The sequence below is a fragment of the Paenibacillus sp. FSL H8-0537 genome (assembly GCF_038051995.1).
GTDB lineage: Bacteria > Bacillota > Bacilli > Paenibacillales > Paenibacillaceae > Pristimantibacillus.
In genome coordinates this window covers 723706-740007 of record NZ_CP150290.1, presented here as the reverse complement: position 1 = coordinate 740007, position 16302 = coordinate 723706, and the positions used below count along the sequence as shown (strand labels likewise).

The window sequence follows — 16302 nt, the reverse complement described above, 5'->3', positions numbered from 1 at the left end:
GATTCGCCTCACAGTCTCTGTTCCTTCTATAAAATAAATGGACGATCCTTTGCTGCTCGCTGCTGGCGTTCTTTAGTCTGATAGCGTGCAGGCGACAAGCCGGTCTGTTTTTTGAAAATACGACTAAAATAATACACATCGGGATAACCCACCTGTGAGGCAATATCGCGCAGTGAAGCATCTGTCTCCACCAGCAGTCTGCAGGCGTGGCTGATTCTAATGCGGATTAAATATTCAATGGGACTGACACCGATTTGCTGCTTGAAGCTGACTGCCAAATGGCGAACGCTATAATTCAGCCTCTCCGCAAGCGACTGCAGTGTTATGCTGTCTTGGTAATAATCATGCAAATAGCGAGTGGCACTCGTGACAAAATCGGTTTTTGCGATATTTTTCTCCTCCGACCTCAACTGCCACAACAGCTCATGGATGAACTGATAGAACAGTCCCGTCGCCTGCAATCTTCCCAGCTTCTCCCCCGCCACCCATGTACGCTCCAATTCGCAAAGACAGTTATATAGGCCCAACGGCTCACAGGGCTGGAAACCGTATTGAATATTAAAAGGGTTGCTGCGCTCCAGCAGCCTGCCAATTTCCTTCCAGCGCAAAAATACGGGCTTTGTCCGGTAAAACAGCAAATAATACTCGAATGGCTCATTTGTGCCGATATTCAACCGCATTTCTTTTGCTCCATGCAGCAGGAAGAACGGTTCGGCCTGATAGATGCCGCGATCCAGCATCACACTTGCACCACTACCGCGTGTACTATATAGAACACAGCTGGAGGGCAGGCGGTGGCCTTCCATTACTTCATCAGCGGTCATTTTTATATGGCGTATATCAGAAATTTAATTGTTAATGTGAAAAAGGCGATATTTCATTTTGGCTGCGAGGCATATTAGAATAAGATTACGAAGGTTAGTAGAATTCATATAAGCAGGTGATCAAGTTGTCGAACAAGCTGCGCAGTATAGCAATTGAAGGGGTAGACTATAAATATACGCTGTTGATGCGCGTGGAAGGCCAGACATGTGTTCATGAACTGAAAATTTTTTTAAAGGAATCAAAAATCAACCCTATGCACATTCGCATCCGCACATGGGATGATCCTATCGCTGGGTGTCCACTGAATTCGGGATTTATATTGGCTAATAATCGTAACAACATGCCTGATGAGGTTTACAATCTCAATCATCCAAGGCGGGTTCGGGAGTGGATCTTATATGGTTTAAGCAGTGGTTGGTGGGACGGATCAAAGACGGTTGTCATCGAGGACGGACTTGCCGCTATGATGGAGATGGGATATGAGATAGAGCGAATACAATCTAGTGCGTCTGCGCAAAGTTAAACTTGGCGGACACAGAAGCCGCTATTTAACAGGATCACGGGTTAAGGCACTACCTGCGGACACAGGAGCCGCTAATGCCCTAGAAATGGATATTTTTACAGGATAATGAGGGCGATAAAGGCTTTCCTGTCCGCTTGCGGCCTGAATTCGCAGAAAAATCCACAATAGCGGAAACCCACGGTTTAACCCCCTAAAATTGGACACTAGCCCATTCATTCTCGCAAAATCGTACTAAAGCGCAAGGGTCTTAGGAGATAGCATTCCCGTTTGGACCCTGCGTAGATATTCCGTTGGAGGCCAGTCATATAGACTGCCGTGAATACGGTCATGATTGTAATAGTGAACGAAACGGTCCACTTCGGCAAAGGCTTCCTCATTACTTTCAAAACAGTGGCGCTGGTAGCATTCCCGTTCCAAAATACTGTGGAACGACTCAATAAATGCATTTTTGTTCGGGGTACGAGGCGGGATTCGCTCGTGTTCCACCCCCACCTGCTCACAATACGCATGGAAGGCTTTACTGATGAATTGGGGGCCATTGTCTGTGCGAAGAATCAGCGGGATCTCCCTTTGACCCACCTTGCGGGCTTCTATTGCCTTCTGTATGGTTTTCAGGATCTCTGGCGTGCGGCAGGTAGAACCCCGGTAGTAGGCAACAATATTCCGGTCAAACACATCGATGATGCTAGCCAAAAAAAAGTGTCTGCGCTGACCCGTTACGTATCCGTACTTAATATCCATCTGCCAGAGCTGGTTGGCGCCAGTGACCACGCGGTTGTTTGCGATCTTTCGAGGGACCACGCTCATTTTCTCCCGCTTTGGAGCCAGCAGATTCAGGGATTTACAGAGCCGATACACCTTCTTTTTGTTAATGAGAAGCCCGTGTTTTCGCCGCAAAAGGACGGTGAGCTTTCGGTAACCAAAAGCCGCATTGGGTCCCTGTACCAAGCGCCGCAGCCACGTCTGAATGCGCCCATCCGTCACCTGCGTCCCTGTCTGGTCGTATGAAAATCCCGGTACGGGACGGCCTTTACCAGCAGGACGCTGAGGCTCTGGATGCAGGAGACGGTAATAGTAGGTGGAACGAGGAACCCCACAAATTCGCAGCACGGTACGCACGGGGTAGCCTTGTCCAATCCAATGGTTCGCTACTTCCAGTCGGGATACTTTTTTTTAACCAGGTCTCGCAGGACATGGATCTCCAGTTCTTTTTCACCCAACAGTTTAACGGCGTCCTCGTATTTCTTCTGGAGGTCTTGGAACTGTGCAGCATCTTGCTGGAGCTGCTTGTCCTCTTTTTGCTTTTTTTCCATAAGGTCATCCACCTCATCTTGATATTGGCGAACCCAGTTTCCGAGTGTTTTGGGGGAGAGACCATGCTGACGGGCTACCACCTCTATCCGATACCCCAACAGCACCTCCACTACAAACTCCTTCTTCGTTTGCACTGTGCACCGAAATCGTCTTTTCATGGATACTTCCTCCACTTCTTGTAGTTTAGCTGAAGGGATTGAAAGTGTCCAAGTGGATTAGGGGGCTAAAAAGCCCAGTCCTCCAAAAAAGGATCGAGCTTCCAGAGCTGCGTGGTCTAGGTCTAGGGTTAAAATACATGCTCATTCAATCCACGAATGGTGACAAACCTTCCATTCCAAATGTGCTCGTGATGCTCAATGATTTGAGGTGCAGTCAGAACCGCATTCGCAAGGGTGCTGTGGCTATTTTTCGCCAAAATATTAGACTTATAGCCACGACTGTACGCGGCTCGAATCGTTGTATCCAAACAAAATTCGGTTTGTGCTCCAGCAAAAATAAGCTGTTCAATTGATTTACCCTCCAATAAAACGGGCAATTCGGTGTTGTGGAACGAATCCCATGTTGTTTTTCGGATGACGGCATCCCCTGGCTTAATATCCAGCTCGTGGTAGAGCTGCCAATCCGGTGAATCTACGTAAAGTGCGCCATTTACGTTGTCATATACCGTATGCTGGATAAAAATCACTGGAACATCTGCACTGCGAGCAGCCGCAATCCATTGGTTAATGCGGAGCACCAAATCCTCTTTCTGATGTAGGTAATTTTCTGGCAAGTTAAAAAAAACCTCCTGCACATCAATAACGATTAACGCTTGTTTCATCCGTTTTCCCTCCATTTTATAATTTAGTAGTCACGAATATTTTTTAAGGCTTAGATGCTATGATCGGTGAATAATATAACAAAATTCTTTTTGGCATTTCAAAGTCCGCAAATTTCACGGTTAATTCTGTATCCAGACCTTCACCAATAATTTTGAGAATTGTCCCTCTACCAAATTTACGATGCCAGATTTGATCACCTAGATCCAGAGCTTCTAGCGTATCTATTTTTGGAGAAGGTAGTTTATGTTGTGGTATATCTCTGCATGCTGATGAATTCAAATTTGAATCTGATGCTGTATAAATTTCACCATCGTCTCCTTGGACAATAGCGTTTATTGGGGAAGCTATTGCGATCATTAAGTTGATTATATTTCCATTTGCACCACACAAGGTAAGCCTCCCCCTTTGAAATAAGAAAGGAATTTGCTCGTTAGCATCAAGAAAATGAGCAATTCGGGCTAGATCCTCCTCTGTTATCGGGTTACTGTCGCTGTTTACCCAATGGTCTGCCTTTGTAATATGAAGATCATAACTCAACTCTTCCCCACCCTTATTTCCTCAATTACTAAGTATTGTTCGCCATAGGATCGCTGAATGTCTTCCATACCTAGCCGGAGTGATCGCAATAAAATTTGCGAATCTCGACTGACTTTTTCATGAATGATGCATTTCATATAGTTCCTGCCCATGTCTACCTCAGGACTGTCATCTGTAAATTCATTGATAGAATTAACGGCATTAATGGTAAGCGTGGACACGGCTGCGGCAATAATATCTAAGCCATATTTGGAAAATCCCGTGCTGCCCTTAGCTACAAAACCATAAATATCCTGATTGGCGAAGGTGAAAAAGGTTATTACGAAAGGATCTCTATGTTCCTCTGCTAATATGTCCCTTTGTCTATCCATTCTTATGTTGATATCATCATGCTCCATGAAATCCATCTCCTCGATAGTTAAAGAATGCTAAGTCCGCTATTGAAAATGGGATAATCCCCCTGCTGCTGCTTAAATTTGACTATAGCATGCTATTCAACCTACGTATAGCTGATTTGAAGGTAAGACAGACGTTAAACCTATTTCCCCCTCACCGCCTTGCATAATATATACTCGCATCCTCGGCTAGCGGAAATTCGCCCTTAAGCTCTACTCGAACTGCACGGTCGAGCGTATTGACCATTTCACGAAGAACACTTCATTAATACCGCACAAGTAACTAAAATAGAAAAAGAACCTCAACTTTTCTGAAAAAGGTTCTTTACTTTTACTATTATGTAATTCTGTGATGTTCTAGATTATAAGTTCAATCAAAAAATGATTTTGTATTTATCAGGATTTTTACAAATCTCTATAAAGGAAGGAGTGTCCACCACAGCTTCATGCAATGCTGAGCTTCCATCCCCAAAATGTTCAACATAAATGGAGGACTTGGGATTAGGACGCATCCGCTGAATATGATCAGGCAGAATAATACCTGTTTTAATAGCTTGAAAAAGAGATACGTCTGTACTCAAATAGGAGAGAGGTGGAACTGGAGACACATCTAAATTTAACGATGGAGAGTTTGCTTCACACAGCAATTTTTTCTTCAAAGCAATGATTCCAAAATCACTTGTTGCAATAGATATATTAGAAACTTCATCTCGATAATGAGAACACAAGAGGAACGCCAACGTAAGGATAGAAACCTCTCCAGCATTTTTCTTTGTCGTTAGCGCACCTGTTTGTCTCGTTGTGAACCCCTGTTCATAAAACAGCTCAATCCAATCATCAGGCAACTCATCTGCTGGCATCCGTCTGTATTGACCAAAAAACCTTTGAGCTTCACCATAAGGAGAGGCCAGTCGAAACAATTCCATCAATCTTGTATCCTGATAGCCAACCATCGGTAAATAATCTTCAAACTCATCAATATAATGAATAGCGGTTGGGATACTTGTTACATACTCCGATTTACCAGTGTGGTGTACGTACTCGGCGTGTACCCAACCTGGGATAAAAACCATATCATAAGGCTGAAATAAATCGCTTGGAGGTAAGGTATCTTGATGCTGGTAATAAAATTGGAGATTATTTGTGTCCAATATCAATATTTTAGCATTCGTTTTTCCTCGTAATTGACCTTCGATGTCCCGATAGCTACTCATTCGACCGCTCCTTTAGTTCCCTTTGAACATTTTTATACTTTTCCTCCCATTCTTTTACGACCTTTAAGTTATCTTTAAATAACTCTACATCAGGGTGTTGCAGAATCTGATTCTTGATCGCATTAATAATTGAATTGAGATTTGTTACAAATGAAGGTTTAATTAAGTTATCATCCAAAGCATGTTCTTGAAAAATAGTTTTCCAATCATCTGGTGTCCATTTCTTATCAAAATACAATTTGATTTGATTTTGGAGTTGTTCATTATTATTCTTTTTTGCGATCTGATACAATTGAATTAAAACAGCCTTGTAAGGTGCTTTAAACGATTTCATACAATGGGCAATTTTCACGATAAAATCCTCATACTCCAGAGAGTAGAAGTAATTAAGTAGGTCCGCATATCCAAAAATCATTTGGCTGGCAAAATAGTCTGCTTTACGTTCGTTGAGGTCAAACTCTGTCATGATATTATAATTTTCTTCGTTGTGACTATTGATTTCTTCATTTTCGGTTAAATGATAGATTTCATGCCAATAAATAAAGTACTGGTAGATTCTTGGTTGTGCCGTATTAATAATAGGCACGGCTTTGTTGCTATGAAATTTCCGAATAGCTCCTCCCCAGTTCCCATCAGGAATGGGAATTTCGACCAAATTGTGTTCCTTTAAAATCCCTAACGCTTGTTCCTCAATCGGGAGAGATTTCCACTTAATTAACCGTCTTTCAATGTAACGAATGTGCTCTTGTACTTGTCGATCAATTTGTTCGTTTAGGCTAATGGTTTCATCTAAATTTTCACTTGTTATTCTCACTTATTTTGTTTTCCACCTTTCATTAAACATAGATTGAGTAAATATCAAGTATGTTATCTAAACCCTCCAATAGATTTATGGCTTTATCACTCCTATTATTATCGATATCACCATAGTCTGAATAAGCATAAGCAAGTGGTGGTGACTGAACGGGTATAACTTGTACCGTAATCAGATAGTCCGCTGGTAATTGAAAGGTTTCATTAATTTTCGAAATTTGCGTGTTAAACGTCGTTTGATTAGGACTCTCACCTTTAATAATTTGATCAATCGTTGGTCGAGATATACCTGTTAGTATGGATAATGAACGCTTCGAATAACCATGTAATCGAATGAAAGCAACTAAGTTCTTTGCAATTTTTTTTTGATGTTCAAAAAAATTGATAATCATATCACACCTCTCTTCTCTATATAGTCAATATTATATCTTCCCCTATACGTAATTGTAAAATTCTTTTTTACAACAATGTAAAAACTTTATTAGTATATGCCGATTCCCTGAAAATATACCTCCTTTTTTATCCTTTTTTGAATGCTATCAGGAGTCCGAAAAAAGGGTGCATATTTTGCAAGCTTTTTTTGTAGCGAAAGGGGAAAGAGTGATGCTCTACATCATGAGCTTCTACTAACCTATTGTGCAAATTATATTTACAACGCAGCAGCCGGAATATACAATGGGCATACCCGTACCTATGGAGGAGCTTATGAATATTGGAAATATCGGCTTTAATCACAGCCACGACAGCGATTTTATGATTAACAGGAAATCGAACATAAGCTTTTATTACTAGCTAGGAGGCGCCTACATGTCCGGCAAAAATGTTCCGTTCCAGGATCTGTTCGTGACGATGACAAAAGTAGCAAAGGATGCCGTCCCTATAGGGGGGCTAGTCCTTATTCCACCGAAAAACGAGCATCAGCTGTTATTTGTGCTAGGCGGCACAGCGAAGGTCCAAGTAGATCATAAGCACAGTCAGCCTATTTTGGCAGCCGATACTCATTTCATAATAAAGCCGGGGCAGTCGTTGCAGATAACGAATCAAGGCAGTCATTTATTGGACATCAGCATCATTGCATGTGAAGTTGTTCAGCTCAGCCGAGCGGATCATAAACTGTCAGCGGCTTCCGTCAAAACATTTGCTTATTTTCAATATGAGACCGTGTCGCATACTCCTCGTTCACTCCGGGCTATGGTGCAGAAGCTTCAAGAGCCTTCCACTTTCATAGACATGCAGAAGCTGCTTGAAAACCAGTTTCTATTTCAGAAGCTTATCTATCTGCTGATGGATTCCCATGCTTCGCAAACCGATGCTGACCCTCGCCATGCCGTCGAGAGCACGATCGAATATTTAAAGCTTCATTACGATGAAGCCATTACAATTGAAGATTTGGCGGGCATCGCGCAGCTCAGCAGACGTTGGTATACAACGTTGTTTAAGGAAATAACCGGTGAAAATCCGAGCGATTATTTAATCAGACTGCGTATCGATAAAGCCAAGGAATTGCTCACAATGTCCAAAGAAAGCCTGTACGCTATCGCCCGTAAAGTCGGCTTTGAGGATGAGCATTATTTTAGTAGAAGGTTTAAGCAAAAGGTTGGTGTATCTCCCCGTTTTTATTTGCATAATCGGCGTATTCTGGGGACGACGGTCACTCATCCCGAATTGATGTACCTGCTGGGAACCATACCGATTGCTGCCTTTTCTCCGGATCAGGAATTCCCCAGTTATTTGCTAGAGGCATTCAAGCAAGTACCAAAGCTGAACAACAGCCATCACTTCGATCCTGAATATTTCAAACCGTTCAAGCCCGATGTCATATTGGCTGCAGAATGGAAGGATTATGAAAACTATGATGCCCTAAGCCGAATTGCCCCCACCTTCCTGCTGCCAAGCCATAATGATTGGCGGGATGAGCTGACAGATGTGGGCGAGATTTTGGATAAAAAGAAGCAGGCCCATCGTTTTATTCGCTGGTATGATGACAAGCGCGATGAGGTTCGAGAACAGCTTAAGCTGCTGACAAATAATGAAACGGTTGCTTATGCTCGTATGACCCAGGAGGGCCTCATCGTGTTTGGCAATCAGTCATCGAGAGGAAAAATACTGTATACCGAGCTTGGTTTGATTCCACCTGAAAAGTCGCTGCTGCATATCGATGGAAAAATTTTGTCAGTCGAACAGTTAGCTGGGCTGGGAGCTGATCACATCATTTTGCAAATAGGTGAGCAGGCTGACAGCAGCCGGGAAGCTTTATTACAGCAGCCCGGATGGAGAAAATTAATGACATCCCCTACAAGTCGGATATATACCGTGGGGCATCGAGAATGGTACAATTTCTCCTTCTCTCCCCTGTCTACTGGATTTGCCATGCAGCATATGCTGCAAATGTTCGAGCGCGGCGTAGTTCGCTGACATAGGGAAATGCGCGAAAGTCCACGTCTGCTTCCCTTTTCTCCATTCCCATTTGGCTGACACATCCTATAATGAGAATGAGAATTATTATTACGTTTGAGAGGGATGGAGAAATGAATCGCGCACGAAAATGGGGTTTTGCAGCTATCGCGTTATCACTGCTGCTTATAGCTGCTTGTGGAGGTAAGGAGAATAATACAATAAACAGTCCAGTTACACAGACCGATGCAGCCGAGAAAACGCTTCGGGTAGTGGCGACTACGGTAACATATCCAGATTTTTTATATTCGCTAGGTGTCATTCCAGTAGCTGCTGAAAATGCAAATGCCGAATTTCCAAGCTATTTAAACGGGGCATTCGATGCTGTGCCAAAGCTGGGCGGCGTTCTTAACCTGGAGGGTATTTTGGCGTCAGAGCCTGATCTAATTATCGGAGCAAATTGGCGGGACGCGAAAAATGTTGATCAATTGAATAAAATCGCAAAAACGATTTTACTCCCTGATCGTGACAATTGGCGCGACGAATTGCGCGATATGGGCGATGCACTTGGCAAGAAGGAGCAGGCTGAGCAGGTTATTGCGGATTATGAGGATCAAATCAAAAAAGCAAATGAAAGTCTAAAGCCCCTAGTCGGATCAGAAACGTTCATGTATATGCGAATTATTGGCAAAGACAGCTATGTCATGGGACCTCTAGCGAGCCGCGGCAAAGTGATACATGGCGAATTGGGACTGAATGCAGTAGCCACTTTCCCTAAGGACGAGGAGAGCATCGCCATTTCGCTCGAAATGCTGCCAGAGTTTAATCCTGATCACATTATTCTTCAGGTAGAAGCTGGAGATGATGCAGCGAGCGCACAAAAAATATATGAAGATATGAAAACCAATGCGGTATGGATGGGCCTTAAAGCTGTGAAGGAGAACCATGTCTATCTTGTCGGAGATAAAGACTGGATGAACTTCAGCTTCTCCCCCGCAGCTACATTGAATGCCGTGAATGAAATTGTCGAGACGATTAAACAGCATAATGGAAATGAATAATGAGCCATTCTATTGAGCGTGTCATTCGTGAACGTCGAACGATTAAGTCATTCACGGATCAGCCCTTGTCGAAACAGACGTTGTTGGATTTGCTCAATGCAGCGGTATGGGCGCCCTACCATTCAAGTGAGGAGCCCTGGCGGTTTATTATTTTTATGAATGAGGATCGTCGCCAGTTTGCCGATGCCGTCCTAGCCACTTACACAGAGGATGAGCTTGCGCGTTTTGGCGAAGGCGTAATGAAGGAATATTGCTTGGAAACTCCTGTCCATCTGCTCGTCGTTATTAAACAGGATAAATCCGAAATCAGACGGGAAGAGGCGCTGCTTGCAGCCGCCACCTTGATTCAAAACTTGCAACTGCTTGCCTGGGAGCAGCGAATTGGCTTTGTGTGGAAGACGAATGAATACAATCGGGAAGCCGATTTTCACCGCAGCGTTGGCATTCAGACGGATGAGAAGCTTGTTGGCACCCTGCATATGGGCTATATCAACGAGGATAAAATCCCTAAAGCAAGAAGAAGAAAATCGGCAGAGGACCTCATCACATGGCATGAAGGCTCAGATTAGAGAAATCTATACACCGATTTGTAATTCGCCAGCAGCCGCTAGCTGCAGAAAGGATCGCTAGATCCTCTCTGCAGCTAGCGGCATTTTTTATAGGCTGCAGCTTGGTCCGCCTTTGTTAACAGCAGCTCGTACCCTACTATGAAATTAGGACCAGAGCGAAAGCCTCAGTTACAGCAGGTATTTGCTATGGTAAACTGAATGGCGGTATTGTTTTTTCTTTCCAGAAACCGTTGGTTGCTGTATAAAAACAAGTTCATCTAAAAAAAGGGGTTGTCTCTATGAAAAAGATCGATAGACGATGGTTAGGCGGAGTGGCCCTTATATTGTCACTGTTCACTCTATCAGCGTGTGGCTCTTCGGGACCGACACAGACGGATTTTGACAGCCTGCAGGAGCGGGTTGCGGGACTGGAGCAGCAGCTTGAAGCTAAGGAACAAGAGCTTAAAGAGCTGCAAGCTACGGTTGTAGCTATTAATCAATCTGGCAGCAGCGTCGATGCCTCTGCGCCAAGCGATAATGGACCCGCTGACAAAGGGGATAATGTTCGAATTACCTTTGATCAGTATCAGCAGATTGAGATTGGCATGACCTATGATGAGGTGAAGGATATTGTTGGCGGCAACGGCAGAGCTTTGAGCGAAACCGCAGATATGGTCGTCTACTCCTATTATGGCGCAGGGGATACAGGGGCGAATGCTGTACTCTCTTTCAATAAAGGAAAGCTGTTATCCAAAGCACAAGCAGGACTCGACTAAAACGGACGATTGGGCAAAAAGAACAGACAGCCTTCACTCATTAATAACATGAGATGCGGGCTGTCTGTTTGTTTAATTTCTACTGTGGACTCGCTTCGATGGGATTGAGCGCAAACAACGAATTACGACCCCGTTATTTTCAAACTCCGCATAATGCCCTTCTTCCACAACCGTCTGAAATCCGAGCACTTCACGATAAAAGCTGGCCAAACGGGATACATCATTCGATAATACAGTAATGCCTTCTAATTGCACTTTCATCCTTGCAGCTCCCCTACTCGCTTTGTCCTATTAGCAACATAACTAAACTAATTCTTCGATCGCCACTTGATACAAGCAGCTGCCTTCACTAAACAGCAGGCGGTCTTCTCGAAAATCCCAGGTATGCGGTTTAAGCAGCTCCCCCTGCTCATTCAAAAACTGGATCTTATGCCCTGCACTCAAGCGGCCTGGTTTTTCATTTTTCTTCAAAATAAAGGTCTCATGCTTGCCGTAACCGCCATCAAACAAAAAATGGTACCCGTCCGTACAAAACCCGGCAGAGCCGGAAATATGCGGGTCCATAAAGGAAACCTTGGCCTGCTCGGGTCCACCGGAAATACGGCCTAGCAAGAAGTCCGTATAAAAGTAGAACCAGACCTCTTGTTCATTCACAACATTCAGCGCATAACAATCGGCGATGTCCGACGTATGGTCTTCATATATTTTGTTGCCAAGCTCATCCCAAGCCAGGAGACCCTTGGACCCGATTGGATTCCCCCACCCATTATTTCCAAAGACGCCTTCGTCGAAATAACTGGTCCAAATGGTGCCTTTCTCCGTTACCTGCACACTCTGAATGCCATCTCCCAGCAAAAACTCGCGAACGGTCTCGCCTTTATAATTACATACTTTGGCGTTCAGATCATATTTGCCAACACCATAATAAGTGCAGCGCGCGCCGACCAACAGCAGTTGATTCCGCAGCGGCTGGACATAATGATAATTGAAATGCTGGCCCTCCATTATCACTGCTTCCATATAATCGTCTTCTATAACGAGCACCTTGTAGGTGTACGTTTCCTTTAGCACCGAAGGAACGAACATACCTTGTGTCCGTTTCGGGATGCGGTTAATTAGCAGCACATACACACATCCATCTCCGCCAAGCTGGGCCGAAACCACATCAAAACCTTCCATATGTGCTGACATATCCGCATAAGGCTGCAGCTTCACCTTTTTATCAAACATATCCATTCCTCCTCCTCATACTGATCAAAAGCACCGTCTGTATTCAATAACTGAATTATGTCTGAGCGCGGTACTCCTGAACAGGGTGGAAGTATGGCAAAGGCGGCACAAGGAAGGCTTGCCTACCTTCTATCGGTAATCAGGCCCAGTTTCAGCACCCTCGCAATATTCTCGGTAGTACGCTCCACATTATCCGGTCCTTCCTTCAGAAGCTTCTCCAAATCGGATGCTCCCGGAACAATGCCGAATACCGCATCAATGCCCTCGGCGTATAACGTTTCGATTCCTTCCCCAATGTATCCAGCGATTGCTATGACCGGCTTGCCCGCCTCCTTGGCAGCGCGAGCTACACCGTATGGGGTTTTGCCAAATTTCGTCTGAAAATCGATGCCGCCTTCACCCGTAAACACGATATCGGCCTCAGCCAGCTTGTCTCGCAGCTCTGTATATTCGATTACAATTTCAATGCCCTTGCGCAAAACCGCCTGTGTGAAAATCAACAAGCCTGCGCCCAGCCCGCCGGCTGCGCCTGCTCCCGGTATATCCCGCACATCCTTATGCAACTGCTGCTTCACGACATCTGCATAATGGGACAGGTTGGCGTCCAACTGCTGCACCATTTCCGGCGTCGCGCCCTTCTGCGGACCAAATACCTGCGAAGCGCCATGCGCCCCGCATAACGGATTCGTTACATCGCAGGCGACAATAAATTGCACTTCCCGCAAACGCTCGTCCAGATTCGACACGTCGATACAGGTCAAGTGGTCAAGAGCCCCTCCCCCGCGCGCAAGCGCATTTCCCTCTGCATCAAGAAATTTCGCACCGAGCGCTTCAGCCATCCCGGTTCCTCCATCGTTGGTGGCACTGCCGCCAATCCCGATAATTATTTTGCGAATTCCCTGATCCAAGCAAGCCTTAATCAATTCGCCTGTCCCGTAGGTGGTCGTGCAAAGCGGATTTCTCATTTGCTTGTTCACCAGATGAATGCCACTGGCCGATGCCATCTCGATGACCGCCGTTGCACCATCACCCAGAATGCCATATGCTGCGGCTACAGTCTGGCCAAGCGGCCCGCTTACCTCTTTATGATGAATCGTACCGCCGGACGCATCCACAAGGGATTGCACCGTCCCTTCCCCTCCGTCGGCCATTGGAACATGAATATAACCTGCTGTCGTATAGACTTTGCGCAGCCCTTTTTCCATCGCGATACAGACTTCTTTTGCCGTCATGCTTTCCTTGAATGAATCTGGCGCCAGCACAAATATCATTTCCTTCATTTTCCTTCACTCCATCATGTCAACTTCACCTTGCTTTACTTCATGATTCGCTACCTTAATACCTTTATTTTTGAGCATCGTTCAGTTAAATAAACATCCATTACTGCTTGCTTATTGCGGAATGACACCAGTCGTTCCGGTAGACGGAATGACGAACGACAAGTCAGCATCCTTGTACTGGCGATTGATGACGGTGCGTTTGATCGTCAGTTGTTTCGGCATGCTGTTCATGCCACCCATCATGAATTGGAGATCAGCACCGTCGTCCAAATTCGGATTTTCTTCGCTATATCCCCCGCCTGCATACATCTGGTATTCCTTGCCGTTCTCGTCAACGGCGATCCAGGTATCCGACGCGAAGTTGGGGTTGCTGAACGTGCCGCCAATTGGAATTCTTCCGTAGCCATCTGAATCGATCGTCAATCCTTTGAGCAGGAGTGAATCGCCAGCGTCTTCGAATAAGACAGGTTTTTCCGGGGAAGCTTGAGACGGATCAAAGACGACCGAGGCCTCGCTTTTTTCACGGATTACATAGCTGTCCAGTACAAACCGGATCTGCTGCTTGTCATAGGCAAAATCATCGAATTGGTAAAACCATTTCGTCAGCCCGCTCCATCGGTCAAGCTCGTAGCGACGGCTTGAAAATTCCATTTCCGTCATGCTCGGGCTCTTCTCGAGCACATGGCCTTGTTCATCTTCCAGATGGTAATTAAGCAAATGAAATCCACTTTGACCGTTTATTGCACGGCTTGCCGCATCTGGCGTCAGCGACGTCGTAAACTCGAGCGAGCCTCCGCTCGGCGTACGGGTTGCTCCTTGCATCTGAATCCGAACGCCGCTTGGCGTCTCATAAGAAATGTCGATAGGGGTGAACAGCGTCTGGGCTTTCGCCTTGCTCAAATCGATATCTACATGTAGCGTCCATCGCCCCTTGACTGTCTTAGACGAAAAGTCATCCGAACCCGGTATTCCTTGATGCAAGGCGATCTGGTTAATATAAGCGCTGAGCTGCATCTTGTCCTTCAATACTGGCCGTCTAAAAACAAATTCGAATCGGCTCGTAGTCGCATTGCCTCCCGTCATGATTCCATAAGGGATATCTCCAATATGCCCTCTATCCACATCAAAAAGATTGAAATTCCCATTAGTAGATTGAATTTCGCCAGCTACCGGATTTCCTTTCGCATCATAAATGTCGATTCCTACAATGAGACGGGTCGAATCGGCTATCACTTCGTTGACCTTCAGCGTATAGCCTTGATCCTCGGCGCTGGCGTCGGAATGCTGTACCAGTCCTGCTTCCTGCGCCTGCTTCATGCCACTGTCCACATAGCTGTTCTGGGCAAAAAGCGACCGCACCATATCCGCAAGCGTCGGCTGTGCGTATAACAGCGTGCTTCCCGCGAGTACAACGGCAGCGGCGGCAAGCCCCCAGGCTTTGCGTCTCGATGACCTTCTAGCCGCTTGATGCCGTTTCACTTGGCAGGCAATAGATGAGGCACCGGGCTCAAAATCAATTTTATTGCCATTTTCCACTGGCTCTATGTCAATGCCCTCCAGCTCCAACATCACCCTATCGGTAAAATCATCTTGAAGCTTGTCCTCAAACAAGACGTTTTCTATTTTCTTATCTTCCGCTGTCGCTATTCCACCCCCCGCTTTAAGATCGGCTTTTTCAGCTTTTTCAGCTTTTCCAGCTTTTTCAGCTTTTGTACGATTCCAAAATGTCATAACGTTGTCCCTCCTTGGCTTCTACCATTTTCCGCAGCCTGATTTTAGCGCGGTGAACGATGTTGGTGACCTGCCTTATCGACATGCCCGTTACGCTGGCGATTTCCTCGTGGCTCAACTGGTTCGTGTAGCGGAGAACCAGCACCAGCCGATAATGCTCTGGCAGCCTCTCCAGCAGGCGGCCGAGCTCAGAGCGCAGCTCTTTTTGCAGCAGCTTGGATTCTGGTGTCTGGCGTTCGCCGCCTTCATCCAATACGGGTGGTTCTGGTTTTTTCCGCCGCCAGCCGTCCTTCTGCAAATTAACAGCGATTGTATAAAGCCAGCCAGCAAAGCTTTGCACCGGATTATGCGATGCCAGCTTGCGGTACGCCTTGAGCAGCGTCTCCTGCGTTAAATCCTCAGCATCAGCCTCGGAAGCTCCCATTTTGCGAAATAACCCGTAAAGCTTATTCTGATAGCGCCGGACGATATCTGCGTACGCTTGTTTATTTCCGTTCAGCACGGCTTCGATAATCATATGATCGTCTCTCAGCTCCACTTGCTCCCCTCCTTTTACGGCCCAACTTTTGTTTATCTCACTGCTAAGACTCCCCATCCCTGTACATTCTCTCACTTGATTTTAAAAGTTTCTGAGCCTAATGTGGAGAATTGGCATTTATTTCAGCAAAAAAAGCCAGCTGGCCGCAGAAACAGCCGTCCGTCCGACTAAGACACGTGTACGGCACAAAGTTAGATTTGGCGGACTCAGCAGACGCTATTTTAATAGAATGATGGGTAATGGGACAGGCTGCGGACTCAGGAGACGCTAATGCACTTCCAATAGCCATTTTGCCAGGATTA

Annotated in this window: 19 protein-coding genes; 5 read left to right on the top strand and 14 right to left on the bottom strand. The window is 45.5% G+C overall.

From position 1 onward, the window contains the following. Positions 1 to 26: 26 nt before the first annotated feature. Complete coding sequence (locus MHB80_RS03105) at positions 27 to 740, bottom strand: helix-turn-helix transcriptional regulator (RefSeq protein ID WP_341282844.1); 714 nt, start codon at positions 738 to 740, stop codon at positions 27 to 29. 209 nt (positions 741 to 949) lie between these two features. On the opposite strand from MHB80_RS03105, the gene MHB80_RS03100 reads away from it, so the two are divergent. Then, a complete protein-coding gene (locus MHB80_RS03100; protein ID WP_341280795.1) occupies positions 950 to 1348 on the top strand; it encodes a hypothetical protein in 399 nt (132 codons plus the stop codon). A 231-nt stretch (positions 1349 to 1579) separates the two neighbouring features. Here MHB80_RS03100 and MHB80_RS03095 read toward each other — a convergent pair whose 3' ends face one another. The 8 genes from MHB80_RS03095 to MHB80_RS03060 all read right to left on the bottom strand — a co-directional run bounded on the left by MHB80_RS03095 (position 1580) and on the right by MHB80_RS03060 (position 6834). Further along, entirely contained in the window at positions 1580 to 2467 is an 888-nt protein-coding gene (locus MHB80_RS03095) for an IS3 family transposase (RefSeq protein WP_341280794.1), read from the bottom strand. Between the two features lie 29 nt (positions 2468 to 2496). Then, positions 2497 to 2820 (bottom strand): transposase, encoded by a 324-nt coding sequence (locus tag MHB80_RS03090; protein WP_341280793.1) that lies wholly within the window; start codon positions 2818 to 2820, stop codon positions 2497 to 2499. 128 nt (positions 2821 to 2948) lie between these two features. Then, positions 2949 to 3482 (bottom strand): isochorismatase family protein, encoded by a 534-nt coding sequence (locus MHB80_RS03085; protein ID WP_341280792.1) that lies wholly within the window; start codon positions 3480 to 3482, stop codon positions 2949 to 2951. A 43-nt stretch (positions 3483 to 3525) separates the two neighbouring features. Beyond that, the gene (locus tag MHB80_RS03080; RefSeq protein ID WP_341280791.1) at positions 3526 to 4020 is read right to left on the bottom strand and encodes a hypothetical protein; all 495 of its coding nucleotides are present in this window, start codon (positions 4018 to 4020) and stop codon (positions 3526 to 3528) included. Beyond that, positions 4017 to 4418, bottom strand: a complete 402-nt coding sequence (locus MHB80_RS03075) for a ribosomal-processing cysteine protease Prp (protein ID WP_341280790.1) — start codon at positions 4416 to 4418, stop codon at positions 4017 to 4019. The genes MHB80_RS03080 and MHB80_RS03075 overlap by 4 nt, the downstream gene beginning before the upstream one ends. Before the next feature lie 371 nt (positions 4419 to 4789). Continuing rightward, positions 4790 to 5629 (bottom strand): hypothetical protein, encoded by an 840-nt coding sequence (locus tag MHB80_RS03070; RefSeq protein ID WP_341280789.1) that lies wholly within the window; start codon positions 5627 to 5629, stop codon positions 4790 to 4792. Next, positions 5622 to 6443, bottom strand: a complete 822-nt coding sequence (locus MHB80_RS03065; protein ID WP_341280788.1) for an ImmA/IrrE family metallo-endopeptidase — start codon at positions 6441 to 6443, stop codon at positions 5622 to 5624. The genes MHB80_RS03070 and MHB80_RS03065 overlap by 8 nt, the downstream gene beginning before the upstream one ends. A gap of 22 nt (positions 6444 to 6465) precedes the next feature. After that, positions 6466 to 6834 carry a helix-turn-helix transcriptional regulator gene (locus MHB80_RS03060; RefSeq protein ID WP_341280787.1) on the bottom strand — a complete coding sequence of 123 codons (369 nt, stop codon included), beginning with the start codon at positions 6832 to 6834 and terminating at the stop codon, positions 6466 to 6468. 415 nt (positions 6835 to 7249) lie between these two features. Here MHB80_RS03060 and MHB80_RS03055 point away from each other — a divergent pair, with 415 nt between their 5' ends. The 4 genes from MHB80_RS03055 to MHB80_RS03040 all read left to right on the top strand — a co-directional run bounded on the left by MHB80_RS03055 (position 7250) and on the right by MHB80_RS03040 (position 11221). Beyond that, positions 7250 to 8857 carry a helix-turn-helix domain-containing protein gene (locus tag MHB80_RS03055; RefSeq protein WP_341280786.1) on the top strand — a complete coding sequence of 536 codons (1608 nt, stop codon included), beginning with the start codon at positions 7250 to 7252 and terminating at the stop codon, positions 8855 to 8857. A gap of 113 nt (positions 8858 to 8970) precedes the next feature. Beyond that, positions 8971 to 9897, top strand: a complete 927-nt coding sequence (locus MHB80_RS03050; RefSeq protein WP_341280785.1) for an ABC transporter substrate-binding protein — start codon at positions 8971 to 8973, stop codon at positions 9895 to 9897. Next, complete coding sequence (locus MHB80_RS03045) at positions 9897 to 10466, top strand: nitroreductase (protein ID WP_341280784.1); 570 nt, start codon at positions 9897 to 9899, stop codon at positions 10464 to 10466. Before MHB80_RS03050 ends, MHB80_RS03045 begins: the two co-directional genes overlap by 1 nt. Positions 10467 to 10744: 278 nt before the next feature. Next, the gene (locus MHB80_RS03040; RefSeq protein WP_341280783.1) at positions 10745 to 11221 is read left to right on the top strand and encodes a hypothetical protein; all 477 of its coding nucleotides are present in this window, start codon (positions 10745 to 10747) and stop codon (positions 11219 to 11221) included. Positions 11222 to 11293: 72 nt separating this feature from the next. Here the strand turns inward: MHB80_RS03040 and MHB80_RS03035 are convergent, their stop codons facing one another. The 5 genes from MHB80_RS03035 to MHB80_RS03015 all read right to left on the bottom strand — a co-directional run bounded on the left by MHB80_RS03035 (position 11294) and on the right by MHB80_RS03015 (position 16000). Continuing rightward, complete coding sequence (locus MHB80_RS03035; RefSeq protein WP_341280782.1) at positions 11294 to 11482, bottom strand: VOC family protein; 189 nt, start codon at positions 11480 to 11482, stop codon at positions 11294 to 11296. A gap of 42 nt (positions 11483 to 11524) precedes the next feature. Beyond that, the gene (locus tag MHB80_RS03030; protein ID WP_341280781.1) at positions 11525 to 12451 is read right to left on the bottom strand and encodes a hypothetical protein; all 927 of its coding nucleotides are present in this window, start codon (positions 12449 to 12451) and stop codon (positions 11525 to 11527) included. 122 nt (positions 12452 to 12573) lie between these two features. Next, positions 12574 to 13731, bottom strand: a complete 1158-nt coding sequence (locus MHB80_RS03025) for a glycerate kinase (RefSeq protein WP_341280780.1) — start codon at positions 13729 to 13731, stop codon at positions 12574 to 12576. A gap of 111 nt (positions 13732 to 13842) precedes the next feature. Beyond that, positions 13843 to 15462 (bottom strand): DUF4179 domain-containing protein, encoded by a 1620-nt coding sequence (locus tag MHB80_RS03020; RefSeq protein WP_341280779.1) that lies wholly within the window; start codon positions 15460 to 15462, stop codon positions 13843 to 13845. Then, complete coding sequence (locus MHB80_RS03015; protein ID WP_341280778.1) at positions 15434 to 16000, bottom strand: sigma-70 family RNA polymerase sigma factor; 567 nt, start codon at positions 15998 to 16000, stop codon at positions 15434 to 15436. Before MHB80_RS03015 ends, MHB80_RS03020 begins: the two co-directional genes overlap by 29 nt. Positions 16001 to 16302: the final 302 nt, after the last annotated feature.

What these genes read in the sequence shown, in the direction of transcription:
- MHB80_RS03105 (WP_341282844.1), bottom strand. Translation starts at nt 740, where the DNA reads ATGCTGGATCGCGGCATCTATCAGGCCGAACCGTTCTTCCTGCTGCAT.
- MHB80_RS03090 (WP_341280793.1), bottom strand. Translation starts at nt 2,820, where the DNA reads ATGAAAAGACGATTTCGGTGCACAGTGCAAACGAAGAAGGAGTTTGTA.
- MHB80_RS03085 (WP_341280792.1), bottom strand. Translation starts at nt 3,482, where the DNA reads ATGAAACAAGCGTTAATCGTTATTGATGTGCAGGAGGTTTTTTTTAAC.
- MHB80_RS03075 (WP_341280790.1), bottom strand. Translation starts at nt 4,418, where the DNA reads ATGGAGCATGATGATATCAACATAAGAATGGATAGACAAAGGGACATA.
- MHB80_RS03070 (WP_341280789.1), bottom strand. Translation starts at nt 5,629, where the DNA reads ATGAGTAGCTATCGGGACATCGAAGGTCAATTACGAGGAAAAACGAAT.
- MHB80_RS03060 (WP_341280787.1), bottom strand. Translation starts at nt 6,834, where the DNA reads ATGATTATCAATTTTTTTGAACATCAAAAAAAAATTGCAAAGAACTTA.
- MHB80_RS03055 (WP_341280786.1), top strand. Translation starts at nt 7,250, where the DNA reads ATGTCCGGCAAAAATGTTCCGTTCCAGGATCTGTTCGTGACGATGACA.
- MHB80_RS03050 (WP_341280785.1), top strand. Translation starts at nt 8,971, where the DNA reads ATGAATCGCGCACGAAAATGGGGTTTTGCAGCTATCGCGTTATCACTG.
- MHB80_RS03045 (WP_341280784.1), top strand. Translation starts at nt 9,897, where the DNA reads ATGAGCCATTCTATTGAGCGTGTCATTCGTGAACGTCGAACGATTAAG.
- MHB80_RS03040 (WP_341280783.1), top strand. Translation starts at nt 10,745, where the DNA reads ATGAAAAAGATCGATAGACGATGGTTAGGCGGAGTGGCCCTTATATTG.
- MHB80_RS03035 (WP_341280782.1), bottom strand. Translation starts at nt 11,482, where the DNA reads ATGAAAGTGCAATTAGAAGGCATTACTGTATTATCGAATGATGTATCC.
- MHB80_RS03030 (WP_341280781.1), bottom strand. Translation starts at nt 12,451, where the DNA reads ATGTTTGATAAAAAGGTGAAGCTGCAGCCTTATGCGGATATGTCAGCA.
- MHB80_RS03025 (WP_341280780.1), bottom strand. Translation starts at nt 13,731, where the DNA reads ATGAAGGAAATGATATTTGTGCTGGCGCCAGATTCATTCAAGGAAAGC.
- MHB80_RS03020 (WP_341280779.1), bottom strand. Translation starts at nt 15,462, where the DNA reads ATGACATTTTGGAATCGTACAAAAGCTGAAAAAGCTGGAAAAGCTGAA.